Annotated in this window: 15 protein-coding genes and 1 pseudogene; 14 read left to right on the forward strand and 2 right to left on the reverse strand. The window is 32.6% G+C overall.

The window, feature by feature from the left end:
- Positions 1–62 precede the first annotated feature (62 nt).
- Together TTHE_RS03435 and TTHE_RS03440 are read left to right on the forward strand one after the other, a co-directional pair.
- Positions 63–1418 (forward strand): S1C family serine protease, encoded by a 1356-nt coding sequence (locus tag TTHE_RS03435; RefSeq protein ID WP_013297214.1) that lies wholly within the window; start codon positions 63–65, stop codon positions 1416–1418.
- Positions 1419–1517: 99 nt separating this feature from the next.
- Positions 1518–2261: a hypothetical protein gene (locus TTHE_RS03440; RefSeq protein ID WP_013297215.1), complete on the forward strand. Its 744-nt coding sequence runs from the start codon at positions 1518–1520 to the stop codon at positions 2259–2261.
- Between the two features lie 397 nt (positions 2262–2658).
- Here the strand turns inward: TTHE_RS03440 and TTHE_RS03445 are convergent, their stop codons facing one another.
- Positions 2659–3897 carry an IS110 family RNA-guided transposase gene (locus TTHE_RS03445; RefSeq protein WP_196793670.1) on the reverse strand — a complete coding sequence of 413 codons (1239 nt, stop codon included), beginning with the start codon at positions 3895–3897 and terminating at the stop codon, positions 2659–2661.
- Positions 3898–4510: 613 nt separating this feature from the next.
- On the opposite strand from TTHE_RS03445, the pseudogene TTHE_RS14975 reads away from it, so the two are divergent.
- The 7 genes and pseudogenes from TTHE_RS14975 to lpdD all read left to right on the forward strand — a co-directional run.
- Positions 4511–4711, forward strand: a pseudogene (locus TTHE_RS14975) (MFS transporter); the annotation flags it as partial.
- A 480-nt stretch (positions 4712–5191) separates the two neighbouring features.
- On the forward strand, positions 5192–6022 hold the full coding sequence (locus tag TTHE_RS03450) for a MerR family transcriptional regulator (RefSeq protein WP_013297217.1): 831 nt from the start codon (positions 5192–5194) through the stop codon (positions 6020–6022).
- A 356-nt stretch (positions 6023–6378) separates the two neighbouring features.
- Positions 6379–6654, forward strand: coding sequence for a UbiD family decarboxylase domain-containing protein (locus TTHE_RS15075; protein ID WP_231292713.1), 276 nt, complete (start codon positions 6379–6381; stop codon positions 6652–6654).
- A gap of 37 nt (positions 6655–6691) precedes the next feature.
- Entirely contained in the window at positions 6692–7708 is a 1017-nt protein-coding gene (locus TTHE_RS03455; protein ID WP_231292748.1) for a UbiD family decarboxylase, read from the forward strand.
- A 198-nt stretch (positions 7709–7906) separates the two neighbouring features.
- Entirely contained in the window at positions 7907–8197 is a 291-nt protein-coding gene (locus tag TTHE_RS03460; RefSeq protein WP_155812166.1) for a hypothetical protein, read from the forward strand.
- Between the two features lie 121 nt (positions 8198–8318).
- Positions 8319–8885 (forward strand): UbiX family flavin prenyltransferase, encoded by a 567-nt coding sequence (locus tag TTHE_RS03465; RefSeq protein WP_013297218.1) that lies wholly within the window; start codon positions 8319–8321, stop codon positions 8883–8885.
- A gap of 86 nt (positions 8886–8971) precedes the next feature.
- The gene (lpdD, locus tag TTHE_RS13705; RefSeq protein ID WP_013297219.1) at positions 8972–9370 is read left to right on the forward strand and encodes a prenylated flavin chaperone LpdD; all 399 of its coding nucleotides are present in this window, start codon (positions 8972–8974) and stop codon (positions 9368–9370) included.
- A gap of 155 nt (positions 9371–9525) precedes the next feature.
- Here lpdD and TTHE_RS14135 read toward each other — a convergent pair whose 3' ends face one another.
- Entirely contained in the window at positions 9526–9684 is a 159-nt protein-coding gene (locus TTHE_RS14135; protein ID WP_013297220.1) for a hypothetical protein, read from the reverse strand.
- Positions 9685–9835: 151 nt separating this feature from the next.
- Between TTHE_RS14135 and istA the strand changes: the two genes are divergently transcribed.
- The 5 genes from istA (at position 9836) to TTHE_RS03495 (ending at position 16103) form a co-directional block, all read left to right on the forward strand.
- The gene (istA, locus tag TTHE_RS03475) at positions 9836–11308 is read left to right on the forward strand and encodes an IS21 family transposase (RefSeq protein WP_013297221.1); all 1473 of its coding nucleotides are present in this window, start codon (positions 9836–9838) and stop codon (positions 11306–11308) included.
- Entirely contained in the window at positions 11305–12051 is a 747-nt protein-coding gene (gene istB / locus TTHE_RS03480; RefSeq protein WP_013297222.1) for an IS21-like element helper ATPase IstB, read from the forward strand. The genes istA and istB overlap by 4 nt, the downstream gene beginning before the upstream one ends.
- Positions 12052–12554: 503 nt before the next feature.
- On the forward strand, positions 12555–13442 hold the full coding sequence (locus tag TTHE_RS03485; RefSeq protein ID WP_013297223.1) for a helix-turn-helix domain-containing protein: 888 nt from the start codon (positions 12555–12557) through the stop codon (positions 13440–13442).
- A gap of 168 nt (positions 13443–13610) precedes the next feature.
- Positions 13611–14960: a glycoside-pentoside-hexuronide (GPH):cation symporter gene (locus TTHE_RS03490; protein ID WP_013297224.1), complete on the forward strand. Its 1350-nt coding sequence runs from the start codon at positions 13611–13613 to the stop codon at positions 14958–14960.
- A 33-nt stretch (positions 14961–14993) separates the two neighbouring features.
- The gene (locus TTHE_RS03495) at positions 14994–16103 is read left to right on the forward strand and encodes an alpha/beta hydrolase (protein ID WP_013297225.1); all 1110 of its coding nucleotides are present in this window, start codon (positions 14994–14996) and stop codon (positions 16101–16103) included.
- The last annotated feature ends 49 nt before the right edge of the window (positions 16104–16152 follow it).

The following is a 16152-nucleotide window of genomic DNA, read 5'->3' on the forward strand; positions in this document are numbered from 1 at the left end:
TATTAGTTAATTATGGATGATGCTAAAAAAGAGTATACAAATGTTAAGGAGGCGATAAATATATGGATATTGAAAATGAGCAAACAAAAAGATTAAATGAGAATGACATGGGAAATTTAAACGAAAATACAGATGGTGTTTTTACAGAAAACTTTACAAATAATGATTTAAATAAAATACGCGAAGTTCCTATGACAAATGATTACCAGGACAAAAATGATGGAGAAAAGGCAAAAAATGATTTGGAAAATAGCAAAAAAAGCCTAGGTAAGATGGTTAAAAGATTTAGAAGAAGAATGCTTGTTTCATTTGTGACAGTTGCACTTATTGCAGCACTTATTGGTGGTGGGATTGTTGCAGGAATTATGGAATACACTAATCTGGGTCAAAAAACACAAGTTATAAACAGATATTTGCCACTATCGTCTAATAATAGTAATGCTAACTTGATTACAGATATAGCTAAGATTGTAAGTCCTTCTGTTGTTGGAATTGATACTAGTGTATCATATAGTAATGGTTTTAGAAGTGCTTTTATATCTGAAGGCAGTGGCTCAGGTATAATAATTGATACAAATGGATATATAGTCACAAACAACCACGTTGTTGATGGTGCTTCTAATATAACAGTTAGCTTATCTGATGGCAGAAAATTTTCTGCACAATTAATAGGTAAAGATACAAAAACCGATTTGGCAGTATTAAAGATTAATGCTACAAATTTGACTGCTGCTAAATTAGGTGATTCATCAAAACTTGAGGTAGGAGACCTGGCTGTTGCTATAGGAAATCCTCTCGGTGAAAGCTTTGCAGGAACAGTAACATCTGGTATAATAAGTGGTCTTAACAGAAATCTTCAAAGTGATTATGGAGCAGTTAACCTTATACAGACAGATGCAGCTATAAATCCTGGCAACAGCGGCGGACCTCTTGTAAACAGCAATGGTGAAGTAATAGGTATAACAAGTGTAAAATTAACATCAACGAATAGTTCTGATACACAAGATCAATTTGGAATGTTTCAAAGTCAAAGTACGCTTGTTGAAGGAATGGGATTTGCGATTCCAATAAATGAAGCGAAACCTATAATTGATGAACTTATAAAACATGGGTATGTTGAAAGACCGGTTATGGGTGTAAGTGTTCAGGAAGTCACGCAACAAGATGCGGCACAGTACAATATTCCAGTAGGACTTTATATAGCACAGGTACAACAAGGAAGTGGTGCTGATGTTGCGGGTCTTCAAGCAGGCGATGTGATAACAGCAGTAGACGGAACAAAAGTAGGAACATTTGATTCGCTACAGAGCATAATAGCTAAGCATAAAGTTGGCGATACGATTACTGTTACATTCTGGAGAAATGGCAAGACACTTAGTACAAAAGTAAAACTTATGAGCAGTTCAAATGCACAATAAAATGTAAATAACGCTAAAATGGTTCTTTACCAGTCACCTCCCGCTGGTAAGGAACTTTTTTAAAAACATTCTATATTAGCTTTCGGATGAGGTGTAAACATGTCAAAGCTTATATATGTTGTTGATGAACAGTTTAATGGTATAAATACTTACAGTGACAGAAATGGTTCTGGTACTATGACATCAGAACAGATCAAGCTATCTGAAGAACTGAAAAATATGTTTCCAAATTACTTAAATAGTTTAGGAATTAGATCTCCTAATGGCACTTATTTAGCATTAGATAAAAATGGTAATGGAACATTTAAAGACTATATGAAGTCATCTTTGGTTGAATCTGCGCAAAAAGCATTAAATGAGGGTATTAATTTGTCTGGATTAAATTGGGTGAAGATAGAAAATGGAACTGTGACAGATATTGATATAGATAAATACAATGAGTATGTTGGAAGGATGAAAGGCACTCCAGCTTTTGATAGTTTAGATTTAAGTGCGCCAGAGAATGAGGAGTTCGGAACTACAACAATCAATGCACAACATTTTACACAGTTTAGTTATAAAAATACTTTGGTGAACAATTCATCAATTGCTGATTCAACAATTGTTAAAATGATGAATCCTATGTATTATATAGGGACAAGCGGTATTACGAGTGCTCGTTACTGGAGAATTCGTTATGGTTCAGTTGACAACAATACTTCATTAGCTATACCGTTAATTTTAGCTACAAAGCTACAGAATATGGGATATAATGTTGATTTTGCTGTACCTTGGGGCGTAGGACATGGTGGGGATTATGATTTAAGTGATCTCTTTGCATGGATGGACAAAATATGTCAATGAAATAATGTATTATGAAAATTCTATATAATATATTGAACATATGATATAATATAAGAGATATGTGAAAAAAGAATTTATGTGATTCAATTTCACATATCTTTTATAATTATTTATTGTCGTTATGATTTTTATATATAAGCTATTTTATAGATAATTTCTTTGTACAACAATGAAATATAAGTAGATACTAAAATAAAAGAATATTAAAGATTTCTAGATTATAATTTATGATTAATTTATGATTGTTTTTTAATCAGTATTTCGGTAATATGTCAAGGGGTGATTAAAAAAATCAAAAAAATTTTTTAAAAAATAGCTAAAAAAGAGCATAGCAAAGCTAACCATTACTAAAAACAGCAATGGGAATATATGTTAATTATGGAAATGGTATATTATGTTAGTATTTACAATCATCTCCTTTCATTGCTGGTGGTTTATAAAGTTTTTCTTCGCGCAGCAGAGCAAAGACTAACCTTACAGCTTTGCGTGCCGTTAAAACTAAAGCACGTTTGTGTTTATGAGTTTTACTTTCATTAAATTTGCGAGCATAGTATTGTGAAAACTCAGGACAATATTTCCTAAGTTGGTCGGCTGCTTGAATAAAGTAATATCTGAGATACTCATTACCAGTGCGTTTTAAATAAGTGTCCTCCGCTTTAAAATCCGCAGACTGGTATTCTGACCAATATATGCCGGAAAACTTTGCAAGGGCATTATCATTATCAAACCTTGATATTCCGCCTATCTCAGATATTAGGCCAGCTGCTATAGTTGGACCAATGCCATTTACTGAAGTAAGACAAAGAAATTGATTCTTAAATCCTTTGACTTCATTGGCAATGGTCTTTTCAGAAGCTTTCTTCTGCTTTTCAAGATACTGTATATTATCAAGACAAGACTTGATAACAAAATTCAAAGAATCATTTACATTAGCGTTGATTCTATAAGATTTGCGTACAGCATCTTGGAGTAATTTAGCCGTAGCATTAGGGTCATTAAAATGGTCTCTGCCTTTATCAACTAAAAAGGCAATAAGATCTTCAAGCGGTCGAGCCGCAATATCATCAAGAGTTAAAAACTCATTAAATATTTCAGTAGCAGCCGCACCAAAATTATTACTAAAAACTTTAATCTGACATAAGCCACTAAATTTAAGAAACAGATTACTTAGGAAATAATTTTTCTCCCTGACAATACTATCAACAATGTGAAAGCGATGGCGGGTAAGCCTCTTAAGAGCAAGGTATCTAAAATCTACAGGACAAGATTTAGGAAGCCTTCCAAACCTTAATTTTTCAGCAATAACAAAAGCATCAACCCAGTCATTCTTAGGCAAATCGCCAAGAGACTTTTTAAAAGCCTTGACAGTATTAGCATTAAAAGTAGTTACAGAAGGATTAAAAGGCTTCAAACAAGCATGGTCAGCTAAATAATACTGAATATGCCAACCATAGACTGAAGTAGATTCTAGACCAATAAAAACCTTCTGAATGTTGTATTTATTACAACAATCCAAGATACGAGACACTAAAATATTGCAGCCAGAAGGATTATTATCTACAGAAAAACGAGAGCAAGCATCATTACCGTCTTGGTCGAGAATATGAACCTTGACATCATCCAAGCTTATATCCATGCCTACAAAAAGTTTATTCAAAGCTATAGCACCTCCTTTCAAAGGGTAATGGTGTAAATTGAAAGTTAATTTGAGATAACCTAGCGACGAGATTATGTAGCAACCTCGCAATTAGCTATTAGTATATAAACCTTAATCCTCTGCTGCTAGGGGTTTATGTACGACAAAGCAGATTTCGCGTTAGAAAAGGCAAATCTGGTGTAGGGACCATACTAAAAAGAGCGGAAAACCCGCAAGGAGGACAAAAGCCTGTCCCATATTAACTTTACAGTATAATAATGCTACAAGTTATCTCAAAAGTAAACATAAAGGCAGTAAAATAAAAGATGTGGCGGCCTGTGCCATGTACTTAATCATTGATATTTTAGATACATGGCAATAGATGTGATTTCTAAATAAGGTTTTAAAGAAGGGGTAATTTCCAATTATCAATGTGTTTTATTAAGTTTTAAGATGTGAGAAAAATTTATTGTCTATGAAAATAATTATACGAGGAGGAAAGATAATCTAATGTACGATTTAAATGATTTTAATAATTTAAATGATTTTAATATTAGTAAGAAGCAGCAAAGATACTTAGGTAATAAAGGTTTAATTATTTTTAGCACTTTTAAGTGCATTTGTACCTTTGTCAACAGATCTTTATTTACCCGCTTTGCCAACTATGTCAAAGTATTTCAATGTAGCGGTTTATAAGACGAACCTTACTCTAATCCTGTTTTTCGTTTTTTTCAGCCTTGCAACATTAATATGGGGGCCATTGAGTGATAAGTACGGTCGCAGACCCATTTTGATTATAGGACTTATTGGCTAATGATTGCGAGTTTTTTGTGTGCATTTTCATCAAACATTTATCAACTTATACTTTTTAGGATTTTATAGGCTGTAGGTGCAGGGGCTGCTAGCGCTATAGCTACTGCAATTGTAAAAGGTTTTTACGAGGGTAAAAGACGTGAATCAATTTTAGCATTGGTACAGTCAATGGTTGTGATTTGTCCTGAGGAACAGTTAACATCATTTTTGGAATATTATGCAGTTTTTTATGGTTTGTTGCTAAAAAGTTTTATTATGTGAAAAATAAAAGAGACATAAGATGATATTGGATTAAAAAATAATGATACTAGTAACTTGTAGATTTCCATTGCCAATAGGAATATTGTTGTTAGTCTTTTGCATATTTATAATTATTTTGGTTTTGTGGATGTCTAGATTATACTGAACCGGAGGTAATGGCATTATGTTTATGTTTTTCTAAAAATTTTGATAATAATAAGAATACTATGGAGGGAAGGTTATGGATAAAAAATATATTCCAATTAGTAAAATGGCTGCCATGCATAATTTATCACGACAGACGTTGATTTATTATGACAAATGTGGTTTATTCAAGCCTGCTTATACTAATGAAAAGGGGTATCGATTCTATAGATTATCTCAGATTCCTATTTTAAGGGAAATTTGTCTTATGAAAAATATAGGATTTAGTCTAGAAGAAATTAAAGAAAGTTTTGAAAACAGAAATCCTGTTTCTATATATGCATTATTGAAAAGTAAATTAAAAAAATTGGAATCAGAAATATTTGAATTGGAACAAAAACGTACATATATACAACATCGTCTTGAAATTTATGATCATCTTTCTGTAAAAATTAAAAATATTAATTTACCTCATGTTGAATGGTTACCGGAACGGCAGGTGATATTTGTGCCATTTGAGAAAGATCATATGGAAAAAAATCAACTTCATTTAACTTTAATGAAAGCATGGGATATCTTATCAAAGCATAAAATGATTCCATCAAAGGGATTTGGCGCATTGCTTCGATATGAATCAATATGTCAGAATAATCCTCTTAAAAATGCCGGAAGTATCATAATTCTGCCATATGATAAATGTAACTATCACATTAAAAACCTTATCACAATTCCTGAAGGTGAATATGTAATCATGTATAAATATGGAATGCCATATGACATGGAACCAGTTTATAAACTTATGAGATGGATTGATGAACATCATTTTAATGTAGTTGGAGATATAGTAGATCTATGTCTCATGGATACAACATTTTATAATACAGAACATAATACTGATTTTTGTTGCCTGCAAGTACCTATTAAATAAATAAAGCCATTTATGACATTTAATCCTGTAATGTAGCTATATAGTTTTTAAAAAAATTTAATAGATGAAATTGTATAATTCAAAAATACAAAGCAAATTGTCAATATATAGTATTATTATTAAAAATAAAATACAATATATTTATATATTTTAATAGAATAGCTAATTATGAAATTTCTTCATTAAATACTATTTATTGTGTATAACATATTCTTTTTCAACAAGCTTTTATGCCTACATTGTAATTTTTTAAAATTAGTATTGACTGTATTGTAACTATATAAATTATAATGACACATGATAGAATTAGTTGATTTATTTAAATTAATTCTAAAATTTAGTAAGGAGGAAGAAAAATGTCAGAAAGGATACAGGTTGAAGATTTAAGATCTGCATTGGAGCTCTTAGAGTCTGTTCCAGGACAGTTAGTGAAGACGGACATTGAAGTTGATCCTCATGCTGAAATAGCAGGAGTTTATCGCTATGTAGGAGCAGGCGGTACTGTGATGAGACCCACTAAAGAAGGACCTGCAATGGTCTTCAACAAAATTAAAGGATTCGACAATTCAAGAGTTGCTATTGGAATATTAGCAAGCAGAAAACGAGTAGGTTTGTTGTTGAATACAGACTAATACGGAAGAAGATGCAGGTCCTTATATTACAATGGGCATGTGCTATGCATCTGATCTAGAAAATGGAGATAGTGATATTACAATTCATCGTTTGTGCATACAATCCCGAGATGAAATTAGTATGTTTTTTACACCTGGTGCACGCCATTTAGGCACTTTCCGTGAAAAAGCAGAAGCCATGGGGAAACCGCTTCCAATTTCTATCAGTATTGGCGTTGATCCGGCAATTGAAATAGCAGCGGGATTTGAACCGCCTACTACCCCTATCGGATTCAATGAACTTCAGATTGCGGGTGCTCTTCGCAATAAACCAGTTGAATTAACAAAATGTTTGACCATCAATGAGTATTGTATAGCAAATGCAGAATATGTAATTGAAGGTGAGCTACTTCCAAATGTAATAGTACAGGAAGACCAGAACACACATACAGGAAAGGCAATGCCGGAATTCCCGGGTTACACTGGAGTTTCAAAAGAAGTACCTATCATTAAAGTAAAAGCGGTTACGCACCGCGTTGATCCGATTATGCAGTGCTGTATCGGTCCTAGTGGGGAACATGTGTCTATGGCAGGCATTCCAACGGAAGCAAGTATCATTCAAATGATCGAACAAGCAATGCCCGGCAGATTGAAGAATGTATATGCTGCACCTTGCGGAGGAGGCAAATACGTAGCTATTATCCAGTTTAAGAAGAGTGTGCCAAGTGATGAAGGGAGGCAGAGACAGGCAGCAATCCTTGCTTTTTCGGCTTTTAGTGAATTAAAGCATGTATTCTTGGTCGACGAAGATGTTGATATATTTGATATGAGCGATGTAATGTGGGCAATGACTACTAGATTTCAAGGGAATGAAGATGCAATATTTATTCCGGGTGTCAGGTGCCATCCACTTGATCCTTCAAATGATCCTGCTTATTCATCAAGTATCCGTGATGTTGGTATCGCATGTAAAGCAATCTTTGATTGCACGGTTCCCTTTAATCAGAAAGATAGATTTAAGAGGGCAAAATTTATGGATATTGATAAAGAGAAATGGGCTAAGTTTATAAAATAGGAGCAAAACTAATTATAGATTTTAACTGACAGATAGTAAAAATGTAAGAATTTTACTAATTCAAGGTTTTGGGATAAAAGTAATTGCACATACGTTAGAATAAATGGATTGTTAATACTCTTTTTCCATCAACTGTTCCTTCTAATATGTATATATATACTAGCATTACTTAATGCATTAATTACAGTAATTGTACATATGCTTATGGGTTCTGTTATTGCAGTAATGGGTGTTTGTATTCCTGCGTTGGTGGCATTTACTTCAAAAATGGGAATCAGTCCTTTGGCAGTGGCTATGATGGTTTTCTCTGCAATTAATATACACTATATCTTACCTTTCCACAATTTAGCCATACTGGTTGGCTGTGAACCAGACACTGGTGGATATACGCAAAAAGAATGTATCAGATTAGGTGTTCCATTGACTGTAGTTATATTTATCGTTGTACTGGTAGAAGCTGCATGGTTTCAAATTACCGGATTAATATAAAAATGTATTACGCTATTTATCTTTTTAATAAGATGACAGACCCTGGCTTAATACCTGTTGTCTTAAAATTAAATAAAATGCTTAGTAAATATTGAATAGTTTAGAAAGGGAAAGAACGACGATGAGAATTATTGTTGGAGTAACAGGTGCTTCAGGAGTTGAAATGAGCTATTATCTGCTTAGAGCTTTAAAAAGTATAGAAAATTGTGAGATACATTTAATAATATCAGAAAAAGCAAGAATAAATTGGGGATATGAAACAAATAGACCATTGGATGATTTACTTCGAATGACTGATATAGTCTATGAACCTAAAGACATAGCGGCACCTATTTCAAGTGGCTCTTTCATAACAGATGGAATGATTGTCATGCCATGTAGTATGAAGACGTTAGCAGGAATAACAGCTGGTTATGCTGATAATCTAATAATTCGTGCTGTTGATGTTTGCTTAAAAGAATGTCGTAAAGTTGTTTTAGTTCCAAGAGAAATGCCTTTTGGGAAAGTACATCTTAAAAATATGAAAGAAGCAGCTGATCTTGGTTGTACTATCATTCCTCCGGTGCTTACTTTCTATAATGGTCCAAAAACAATCGAAGATCAAATTAATCATATTATTGGAAAAATATTGATGCAATTTGGTATCCATTATAGTAAATTCATTTCTTGGGCAGGTCATGATGAATAAGCATCTTATGTCCTATAAAAAATTCGTATTACTATGGCTTTGGGTGATTTGTGCTTTAAGCAAGACGAAAGGAATGATCATTTTTTATGAAAGAATATCATACTATTATTGCCGAAAATAGCAAATATCAAATCGAATTGAAAGCATTTTGCTGTGACACAGATTATAGTGTTACGATATGTGGAGGTACTCATTATCATGTTGGGGCAGTAGCTTTTGGTTATGCCAAAATGGAAACTGATAATTTACCAGGACACAAGGCGACGGTTAGTGTAATTTGTGGATTTGGTCATAGAGATGATGAAGTGGCAAGATGGGCCGCCAGATATCTAGCAACAGAATTGAAATGCAACGTCAGTGTTACAGCAGGTGTCCATATTGGCAACGCAAGTCATGATGAGTTAAATGTTTTAATGGAAAATTGCAGAGAAGCTTGCAGAAAACTGGTGTTACAGATTTCAGATGAAAAAAGCAAATTGTCTTAGTATGCTTAAAAGAATCTTAAAGTAGGTAATATTCAATAGCTTTGGCTACTTTTCACGGTAAATGGTGAAGAGTAGCTACAAGTATTATTAAAAATCAAATTATTTCTATCTTAATTTAGTAGTAAAATCAATACATAGAAGAATTTCTTATTGAATTATGCATGTATTTTTTTATTATTACTTTTTTTAGCAATAATAATACCAGGGGCTATTGAGCTTTGATCATATAAATAAGAAGATTTTTTATTGTCATTTTTTTGTGTTATAACTATAGCTGGAGCTATTGAACTTTGCAAATGTTGATACTCAAACATTTAATTTCACCTCTTTTTTAAATGTAAATGTATATGCTAATATAAAAGTGAGCCAAAAAGTGGCTCTGTGCTAACGAAAAAGTGATCCACTTTTCATAAAAAACCTGTAAAATTTATTATACAAGATAAATTTTACAGGAGGTTGGAAGGTGTGATTATCGACGTGAATTTATACCAAAAGATTAGAGAAATGTATACAGTACATCAAATGTCTCAAAGGGCTATAGCAAGGGAATTAAAAATTTCAAGGAATACTGTAAGAAAATACTGCAAAGGTGACAATGTTCCTTGGGAGAGAAAAGAATATTCCCGTGAGCCTGATGTCTTAACTCCTGATGTTATGGACTTTATCAGACAGTGCATTAAAGAAGATGAAGCAGAAGGAATAAAAAAACAACGACATACAGCCAGAAGAATATATCATCGTCTAGTAGAAGAAAAAGGGTTTAAAGGTGGAGAATCCACAGTAAGATTGGCTGTACAACAACTTAAAGATGAGATGCCAAAAGCATTCATCCCACTTCAATTCGACCCTGGAGAAGCAGCACAAGTAGATTGGGGTGAAGCTACTGTGTACCTTGACAACAAAAAAGTTTCTATAAATCTTTTCTGTATGCGACTCTGCTATAGTTGTGATATTTTTGTAATGGCATTTTATCGCCAAAATGAAGAATCATTTTTAGAAGGCAATGTAAAAGCATTTGAACATTTTGGTGGTGTGCCACACAAACTAATCTTTGACAATGCGAGAGTTGCAGTAAAGGAAGGTTTTGGAACTCATGCCAAGCCTCAAGCCCGTTATCAAGCATTGAGTGCACATTATGCATTTAAAATGGAATTCTGCAATCCAAGCAAAGGAAATGAAAAGGGATTGGTAGAAAATCTGGTAGGCTGGGTAAGACGCAACATTTTAGTTCCTGTCCCAAGAGTAAAGGATATTGATGAATTAAATCAGATTCTTATGACAAACTGTTTGAAATACCGTTCCCATCAGATACGCGGCCATGAACAGACAGTCGGCCAAATGTATGAAATAGACAAATCATTATTATACTCACTTCCTAAATATGTATTTGATTCGAGCAAAAGCATATCAGTCAGTGTAGACGAGTATTCAACAGTGCGCTTTGATAGAAACAATTATTCAGTACCAGTAAAATATGTAGGCAAAAATGTCAGTATCAAAGCATATGGGAATATATTAACCATCTTTTATCGTGGACAGGAAATTGCTAAACATAACAGAAGCTATGGTTCCAACAAAACAACTTACAAACTAGAACATTACATAGATCTATTAGAACGAAAACCCAGAGCTGTATTCAATGCGAAGCCCGTAAAGGACCATGTAAAACAAGAATTATTAGAGTGGGGACAAACACTTCCGGGTGGAGCAAAAGACATGGTAAAAGTTCTGAGACTTTGTGTAGACTACGGTTCAGACAAGCTTCTAGAGATAAAAAAGCAAATTCCAGCAGGTGTTACACCTACTGTTGATTTAATCCGCAGTTATCTAATAAAGCACAGCATACCAGAAAAAAGTACACAAAAAATTATAGACACAGTAAATGTAGAAGAAGTTGATTTAAGTATATACGATAGACAATACGGGGTGGCACAATGAGTGAAATAAATGTAGCTAAAGAAACAATAAAACTTTATGCCAAACAGCTGAAACTGCCTACTTTTGCACAATACACAAGTATTATTAAACGCATGGATAGCAATATGGGATATGAGGAATTTCTCATAGAATTAATGAAAAAAGAAGTAGCTTCCAGGCAAGAAAATCAGCAAAAGCGTCGCATACACAAAGCGGGATTTCCTTACCTGAAAACCCTTGACGAATTTGATTATACCAGACTCAAATACGTCGAACAAGCCTTTATATGGGAACTTGCCACATGTGAATTTATATCCAAGCGTCAAAATGTCATTATGATAGGAAACACTGGCACAGGCAAAACTCATATTTCAATAGGCTTAGGGCTAAAGGCTTGTAAAGAGGGGCATAACGTAAAATTCTATACCGTTGCAAATCTTGTAACAGAACTTACAGAAGCACAAGAGTACAAAAAGCTTCTAAAACTTGAAAAACAGCTAGAAAAAGTGGACCTGTTAATTCTAGATGAACTATCATATCTATGTTTTAATAGGAACCAAGCTGATTTATTATTCAGGATAATTTCGGATCGTAGTGAAAAAGGAAGTGTAATAGTATCTACGAACCTTGAATTTTCAAGATGGACAGAAATGTTTGAGAATACTACTATGGTTGCAGCATTAGTAGATCGTCTAACCTTCCGTTCACATGTATTAAATATGAATGGAGAATCTTTCAGGCGTGATAATTCGCAAATAGAGTAGATTATTATCCGCTCAGATGGTCACTTTGCAAATACCGATTTTAGTAATTATTTTTAAAAGAACACGTATCAACCATGGGAAAAGTCCTTTAGTAATGGCTCAAAAATTCATTAGCACATGGATCACTTTTTCAATAGCAAAAGTGGTTCAAAAATTCATTAGCATGTGGCTCAAATTTCTATTGACATTCACAATGTAAATTTAGCTTTTCATTGTAAATTGTAACTAAAAATCATCGTATAAGTATCAAATGATTATGTGAATTTTAAGTGATAAAAATGTTTTTGAATTAAGCATAAACGTTTTAATGTGGTAAAATATATATAAGGGAATTATATAGGGAAAAATAGAATATAATGATGCAATGTTGAACAATGTCTAAAGTAGTATTTATTATGAAACAATATTACATATCTGTGAGATTTGATGCATAAGTAAGATTATCTTTCAATTATTGTAAAAAGAAAAATAAATAAAATAAATATCAGAGGTGCGGTATTTATATGGAGTATAAATATGAATTAATTAAAAATGATGATAATTTACCTATAAAAATAATATTTCATACATCTGATGATGCACAATTAGTACCAAGACATTGGCATGAAAGCATAGAAATATCGTATGTGTTATCTGGTAAAATTGATGATATCTATATTGATGGTATTCATTATACTTCAGAACAAGGAGATATTGTTTTAATTAACTCCAATGCTATACATTCTTTTTCTGTTGTTCAAGGAAAGAATCGCAAGGCAGTTACTTTTTTTATTTCATATGAGTTTCTAAAAACAAATTATCCCGATATAGATCAAATTGCATTTGATTGTGTTTCAATTGACCAGAATGATGAACATAAAATAAAAATATTCAATGAGTTGCGTGAAAATTTGGATTCCATAATAAGAGCGTTCTCAAATTTACGAGACGATTCATTAGCACATATAAAAGTTATAGGGTTGTCTTATGAATTAATTTATCTTTTGTTGAAAAATTTTAAAATAAGCAAAAAAAGCTTTGGAGAAATCAAAACGAAAAAATACTTAGATCGATTAACTGAAATTACAAATTATATAAAGGAAAATTACAGTCAGGATTTATCAATAGATATAATTTCTGCAAAGTTTAATTTATCTCCAGAATATCTTTCACGTTTCTTTAAAAAGTACATGGGCATGACAATACATAATTATATAAATACCGTTCGTCTAGAAAAATCTTATCGTGATTTGATGAATACTGATCAATCTATTACAGAAATAGCATTAGAGCATGGTTTCCCAAATGAAAAATCCTTTAATAAGGTGTTCAAGACTTTTTATAATATTACTCCAAATCAATATAGAAAAAAGATTAAAGCTTTAAAATCTGTGATAAAAACAGAAAACTAGTTTGTATTTTTGGAATAATTGGTCCCCAGAATTTGTATTTTTTGCAAATCAAAAATTGACTGTTGATAAATCAAAATTGAACTTGTTGTGTGTTTTGATTTCAATTAAAATTTATATGTAAGCGTTTTAAAAAGCGATTACATATAAATTTTAGGAAAGGGGACCTTTATGAAAAATTTTGAAACAACTTGGAAAGAAAGGATCAGTTATGGGCTTAGTGACACTGCTTCTAATTTAGTTTATCAGATGATTACCACTTATTTAATGTTTTTTTACACTGATGTTTTTGGAATAAGTGCTGCAGCTGTCGGAACACTTTTTTTAGTAGCAAGGATCATCGACGCATTTGATGGACCATTTTTTGGCATTCTAATAGATCATACAAATACAAAGTGGGGAAAATGCAGACCATACTTTCTTTGGTTATCAATTCCATATGGAGTATTAGCAATACTAGCATTTACGACTCCAAGTTTTAATGCTTCTGGTAAATTAATTTATGCTTATGTTACATATATTCTTTTAGGAATTATCTACTCTGGAATTAATATACCAATTACATCAATTTTACCGAGTTTAACAGATAATTTAGAAGAAAGAAATATATTGGTTAGTACCAGAATGATTTTAGCTACAGTTGGTGCTACGATTGTCAGTGTAGGAACGTTGCCTCTAGTTAAAGTATTCGGCAATGGTAATCAGCAAAAAGGCTTTATGATGACTATGACTTTGTTTGCTGTGTTAGCTGTTATATTATTCCTAGTAACCTTTTTCAATACTAGAGAAAAAGTAAACGAAGCAAAAGATCAATCAATTACTTTAAAAGAAGAACTAAAAGCATTGAAAGGAAATACTCCTTGGTTTATACTTTTCTTTGTAGCTTTTATAAATTTCATAGCTTTTATAATGAAAGCTCAAACGACAGTTTATTATTTGACATATAATTTAAAGATGCCTAACTTAATCAGTATAGCTTTAGGATTAGGCTCACTGAATGTTGTTTCATTACTTATCATGCCATTTTTAGCAAAGAAAATAGGAAAAAGAAATGTCATGATTACGGGATTTACTTTTTCAATATTAGCACAATTTATATTGTATTTATCATCATTGACATCAAGTGCATTTATATTTTTAGTAGGCACTGTAATTGCAGCTTTTGGAAATGGATTTGTTATGGGAGCAATGTTTTCTATGACAGCAGATACAGTTGACTACGGTGAGTGGAAATCGGGTGTTAGAGCTCAAGGACTTCTTTCAGCTACACCAGCTTTTGGGGTCAAAGCAGGAATGGGAATAGGTGGGGCTTTAGCAGGTTGGATATTATCAATTGGTAAATATGTTCCAGATCATCCGCAAACCTTATCCGCATTAAAAGCGATAGAAATTAACTTTATTTGGCTACCGTTAATTGGTTTTATTATCAGTGCTGTATTACTTCTATTCTATAATTTAGATAAACAACAAGAACAGATGACTAAAGAATTAAATGAAAGAAGAGCTAAGTTAAGCGCATGATCATGATTCAAAATAATGAAAGGAGTGAATAGTATGTGTAAAGATTACGATCAGTTAGTTAAATTAATAGAAAAAGGATATGTGCAACATGAAAATGGTTTGGAATTTGTGGTGAAGAACATCCCCGGAGAGGAGAATACTGAGGGTAAACTTGATCCAAGGGTATTTCAAATATTAAATGAGCAATATAAAAAACAAAGAACAGATGAAATGCCTGATCTTAGTCAACTTGAGATAAAAGATATTCCTGTTGAAATGTTAAGGAATCAAATGGGTTGGAATAATAGAGATATTACTAAGATAGAGATAAAAACAAGTGATGAGTTAATTGATGGAAAATACGGAACTATTCCAATCAAAATTTACTCACCGCAGAGTAATACACATTTACCGGCAATTGTATATTTTCATGGGGGAGGTTTCTTTGGTGGCACCGTTAAAGTGGTAGAAAATCCATGTAAAGCATTAGCGGAAAGAGCAAATGCAGTGGTTATATCTGTTGACTATCGCTTAGCACCAGAAAATCCTTATCCGGCTGGATTAACGGATTGCTTTGATTCTGTAAAATGGGTATATAAGTATGGTGAAAAGTATAATATTGATTCAACTAAAATTGCGGTTTCAGGGGATAGCGCTGGTGCAAACTTTGCAACTGTTTGTGCCATGATGGATAGGGATTTAAAAACTAATATGATTAAATTTCAAGCATTAATTTATCCAACAGTTAACATGGCAGCAGTTGATACCGAAGAATATAAGTGGTCTCTTGATCAATACAATATTACTGATGAACATAGAAAATTAATAATGGCAGGATTAGAAGGCATGAAAAATTCACAGCCACTGGTGAAAAAACTTTATTTACAAAATAATGAAGATGCAACACATCCGTATATATCTCCTATTTTTGCTGAAAGCTTAAAAGGAATGCCAGAGACTCTAATTTTTACAGCCGAATTTGATTATTTACGGTTGGAAGCTGAAGCATATGGGAGAAAGCTTGCTAAATTTGGTGTTAAAACAAAAATTATACAATACAAAGGAATGGATCATGCATTTATAGATAAACTCGGTATTTATCCTCAAGCAGAGGATTGTATAAATGAAATCGCAAAAGGAATAAAAAGTTTGTTTAAAAACTAAATTAATAAATCATCCAAGGAGAATTTTATTCGAATAAATTCTCCTTGAA

Source organism: Thermoanaerobacterium thermosaccharolyticum DSM 571 (assembly GCF_000145615.1).
GTDB classification, from domain to species: domain Bacteria; phylum Bacillota; class Thermoanaerobacteria; order Thermoanaerobacterales; family Thermoanaerobacteraceae; genus Thermoanaerobacterium; species Thermoanaerobacterium thermosaccharolyticum.

Excerpts from the sequence above, each read along its gene's own strand:
- TTHE_RS03450 (WP_013297217.1), top strand. The coding sequence starts at position 5,192 with ATGGATAAAAAATATATTCCAATTAGTAAAATGGCTGCCATGCATAAT.
- TTHE_RS03440 (WP_013297215.1), top strand. The coding sequence starts at position 1,518 with ATGTCAAAGCTTATATATGTTGTTGATGAACAGTTTAATGGTATAAAT.
- TTHE_RS03460 (WP_155812166.1), top strand. The coding sequence starts at position 7,907 with ATGCTTATGGGTTCTGTTATTGCAGTAATGGGTGTTTGTATTCCTGCG.
- TTHE_RS03490 (WP_013297224.1), top strand. The coding sequence starts at position 13,611 with ATGAAAAATTTTGAAACAACTTGGAAAGAAAGGATCAGTTATGGGCTT.
- TTHE_RS14135 (WP_013297220.1), bottom strand. The coding sequence starts at position 9,684 with ATGTTTGAGTATCAACATTTGCAAAGTTCAATAGCTCCAGCTATAGTT.
- TTHE_RS03465 (WP_013297218.1), top strand. The coding sequence starts at position 8,319 with ATGAGAATTATTGTTGGAGTAACAGGTGCTTCAGGAGTTGAAATGAGC.
- TTHE_RS03445 (WP_196793670.1), bottom strand. The coding sequence starts at position 3,897 with ATGGATATAAGCTTGGATGATGTCAAGGTTCATATTCTCGACCAAGAC.
- TTHE_RS03455 (WP_231292748.1), top strand. The coding sequence starts at position 6,692 with ATGTGCTATGCATCTGATCTAGAAAATGGAGATAGTGATATTACAATT.
- TTHE_RS03485 (WP_013297223.1), top strand. The coding sequence starts at position 12,555 with ATGGAGTATAAATATGAATTAATTAAAAATGATGATAATTTACCTATA.
- lpdD (WP_013297219.1), top strand. The coding sequence starts at position 8,972 with ATGAAAGAATATCATACTATTATTGCCGAAAATAGCAAATATCAAATC.
- istB (WP_013297222.1), top strand. The coding sequence starts at position 11,305 with ATGAGTGAAATAAATGTAGCTAAAGAAACAATAAAACTTTATGCCAAA.
- TTHE_RS15075 (WP_231292713.1), top strand. The coding sequence starts at position 6,379 with ATGTCAGAAAGGATACAGGTTGAAGATTTAAGATCTGCATTGGAGCTC.
- TTHE_RS03435 (WP_013297214.1), top strand. The coding sequence starts at position 63 with ATGGATATTGAAAATGAGCAAACAAAAAGATTAAATGAGAATGACATG.
- TTHE_RS03495 (WP_013297225.1), top strand. The coding sequence starts at position 14,994 with ATGTGTAAAGATTACGATCAGTTAGTTAAATTAATAGAAAAAGGATAT.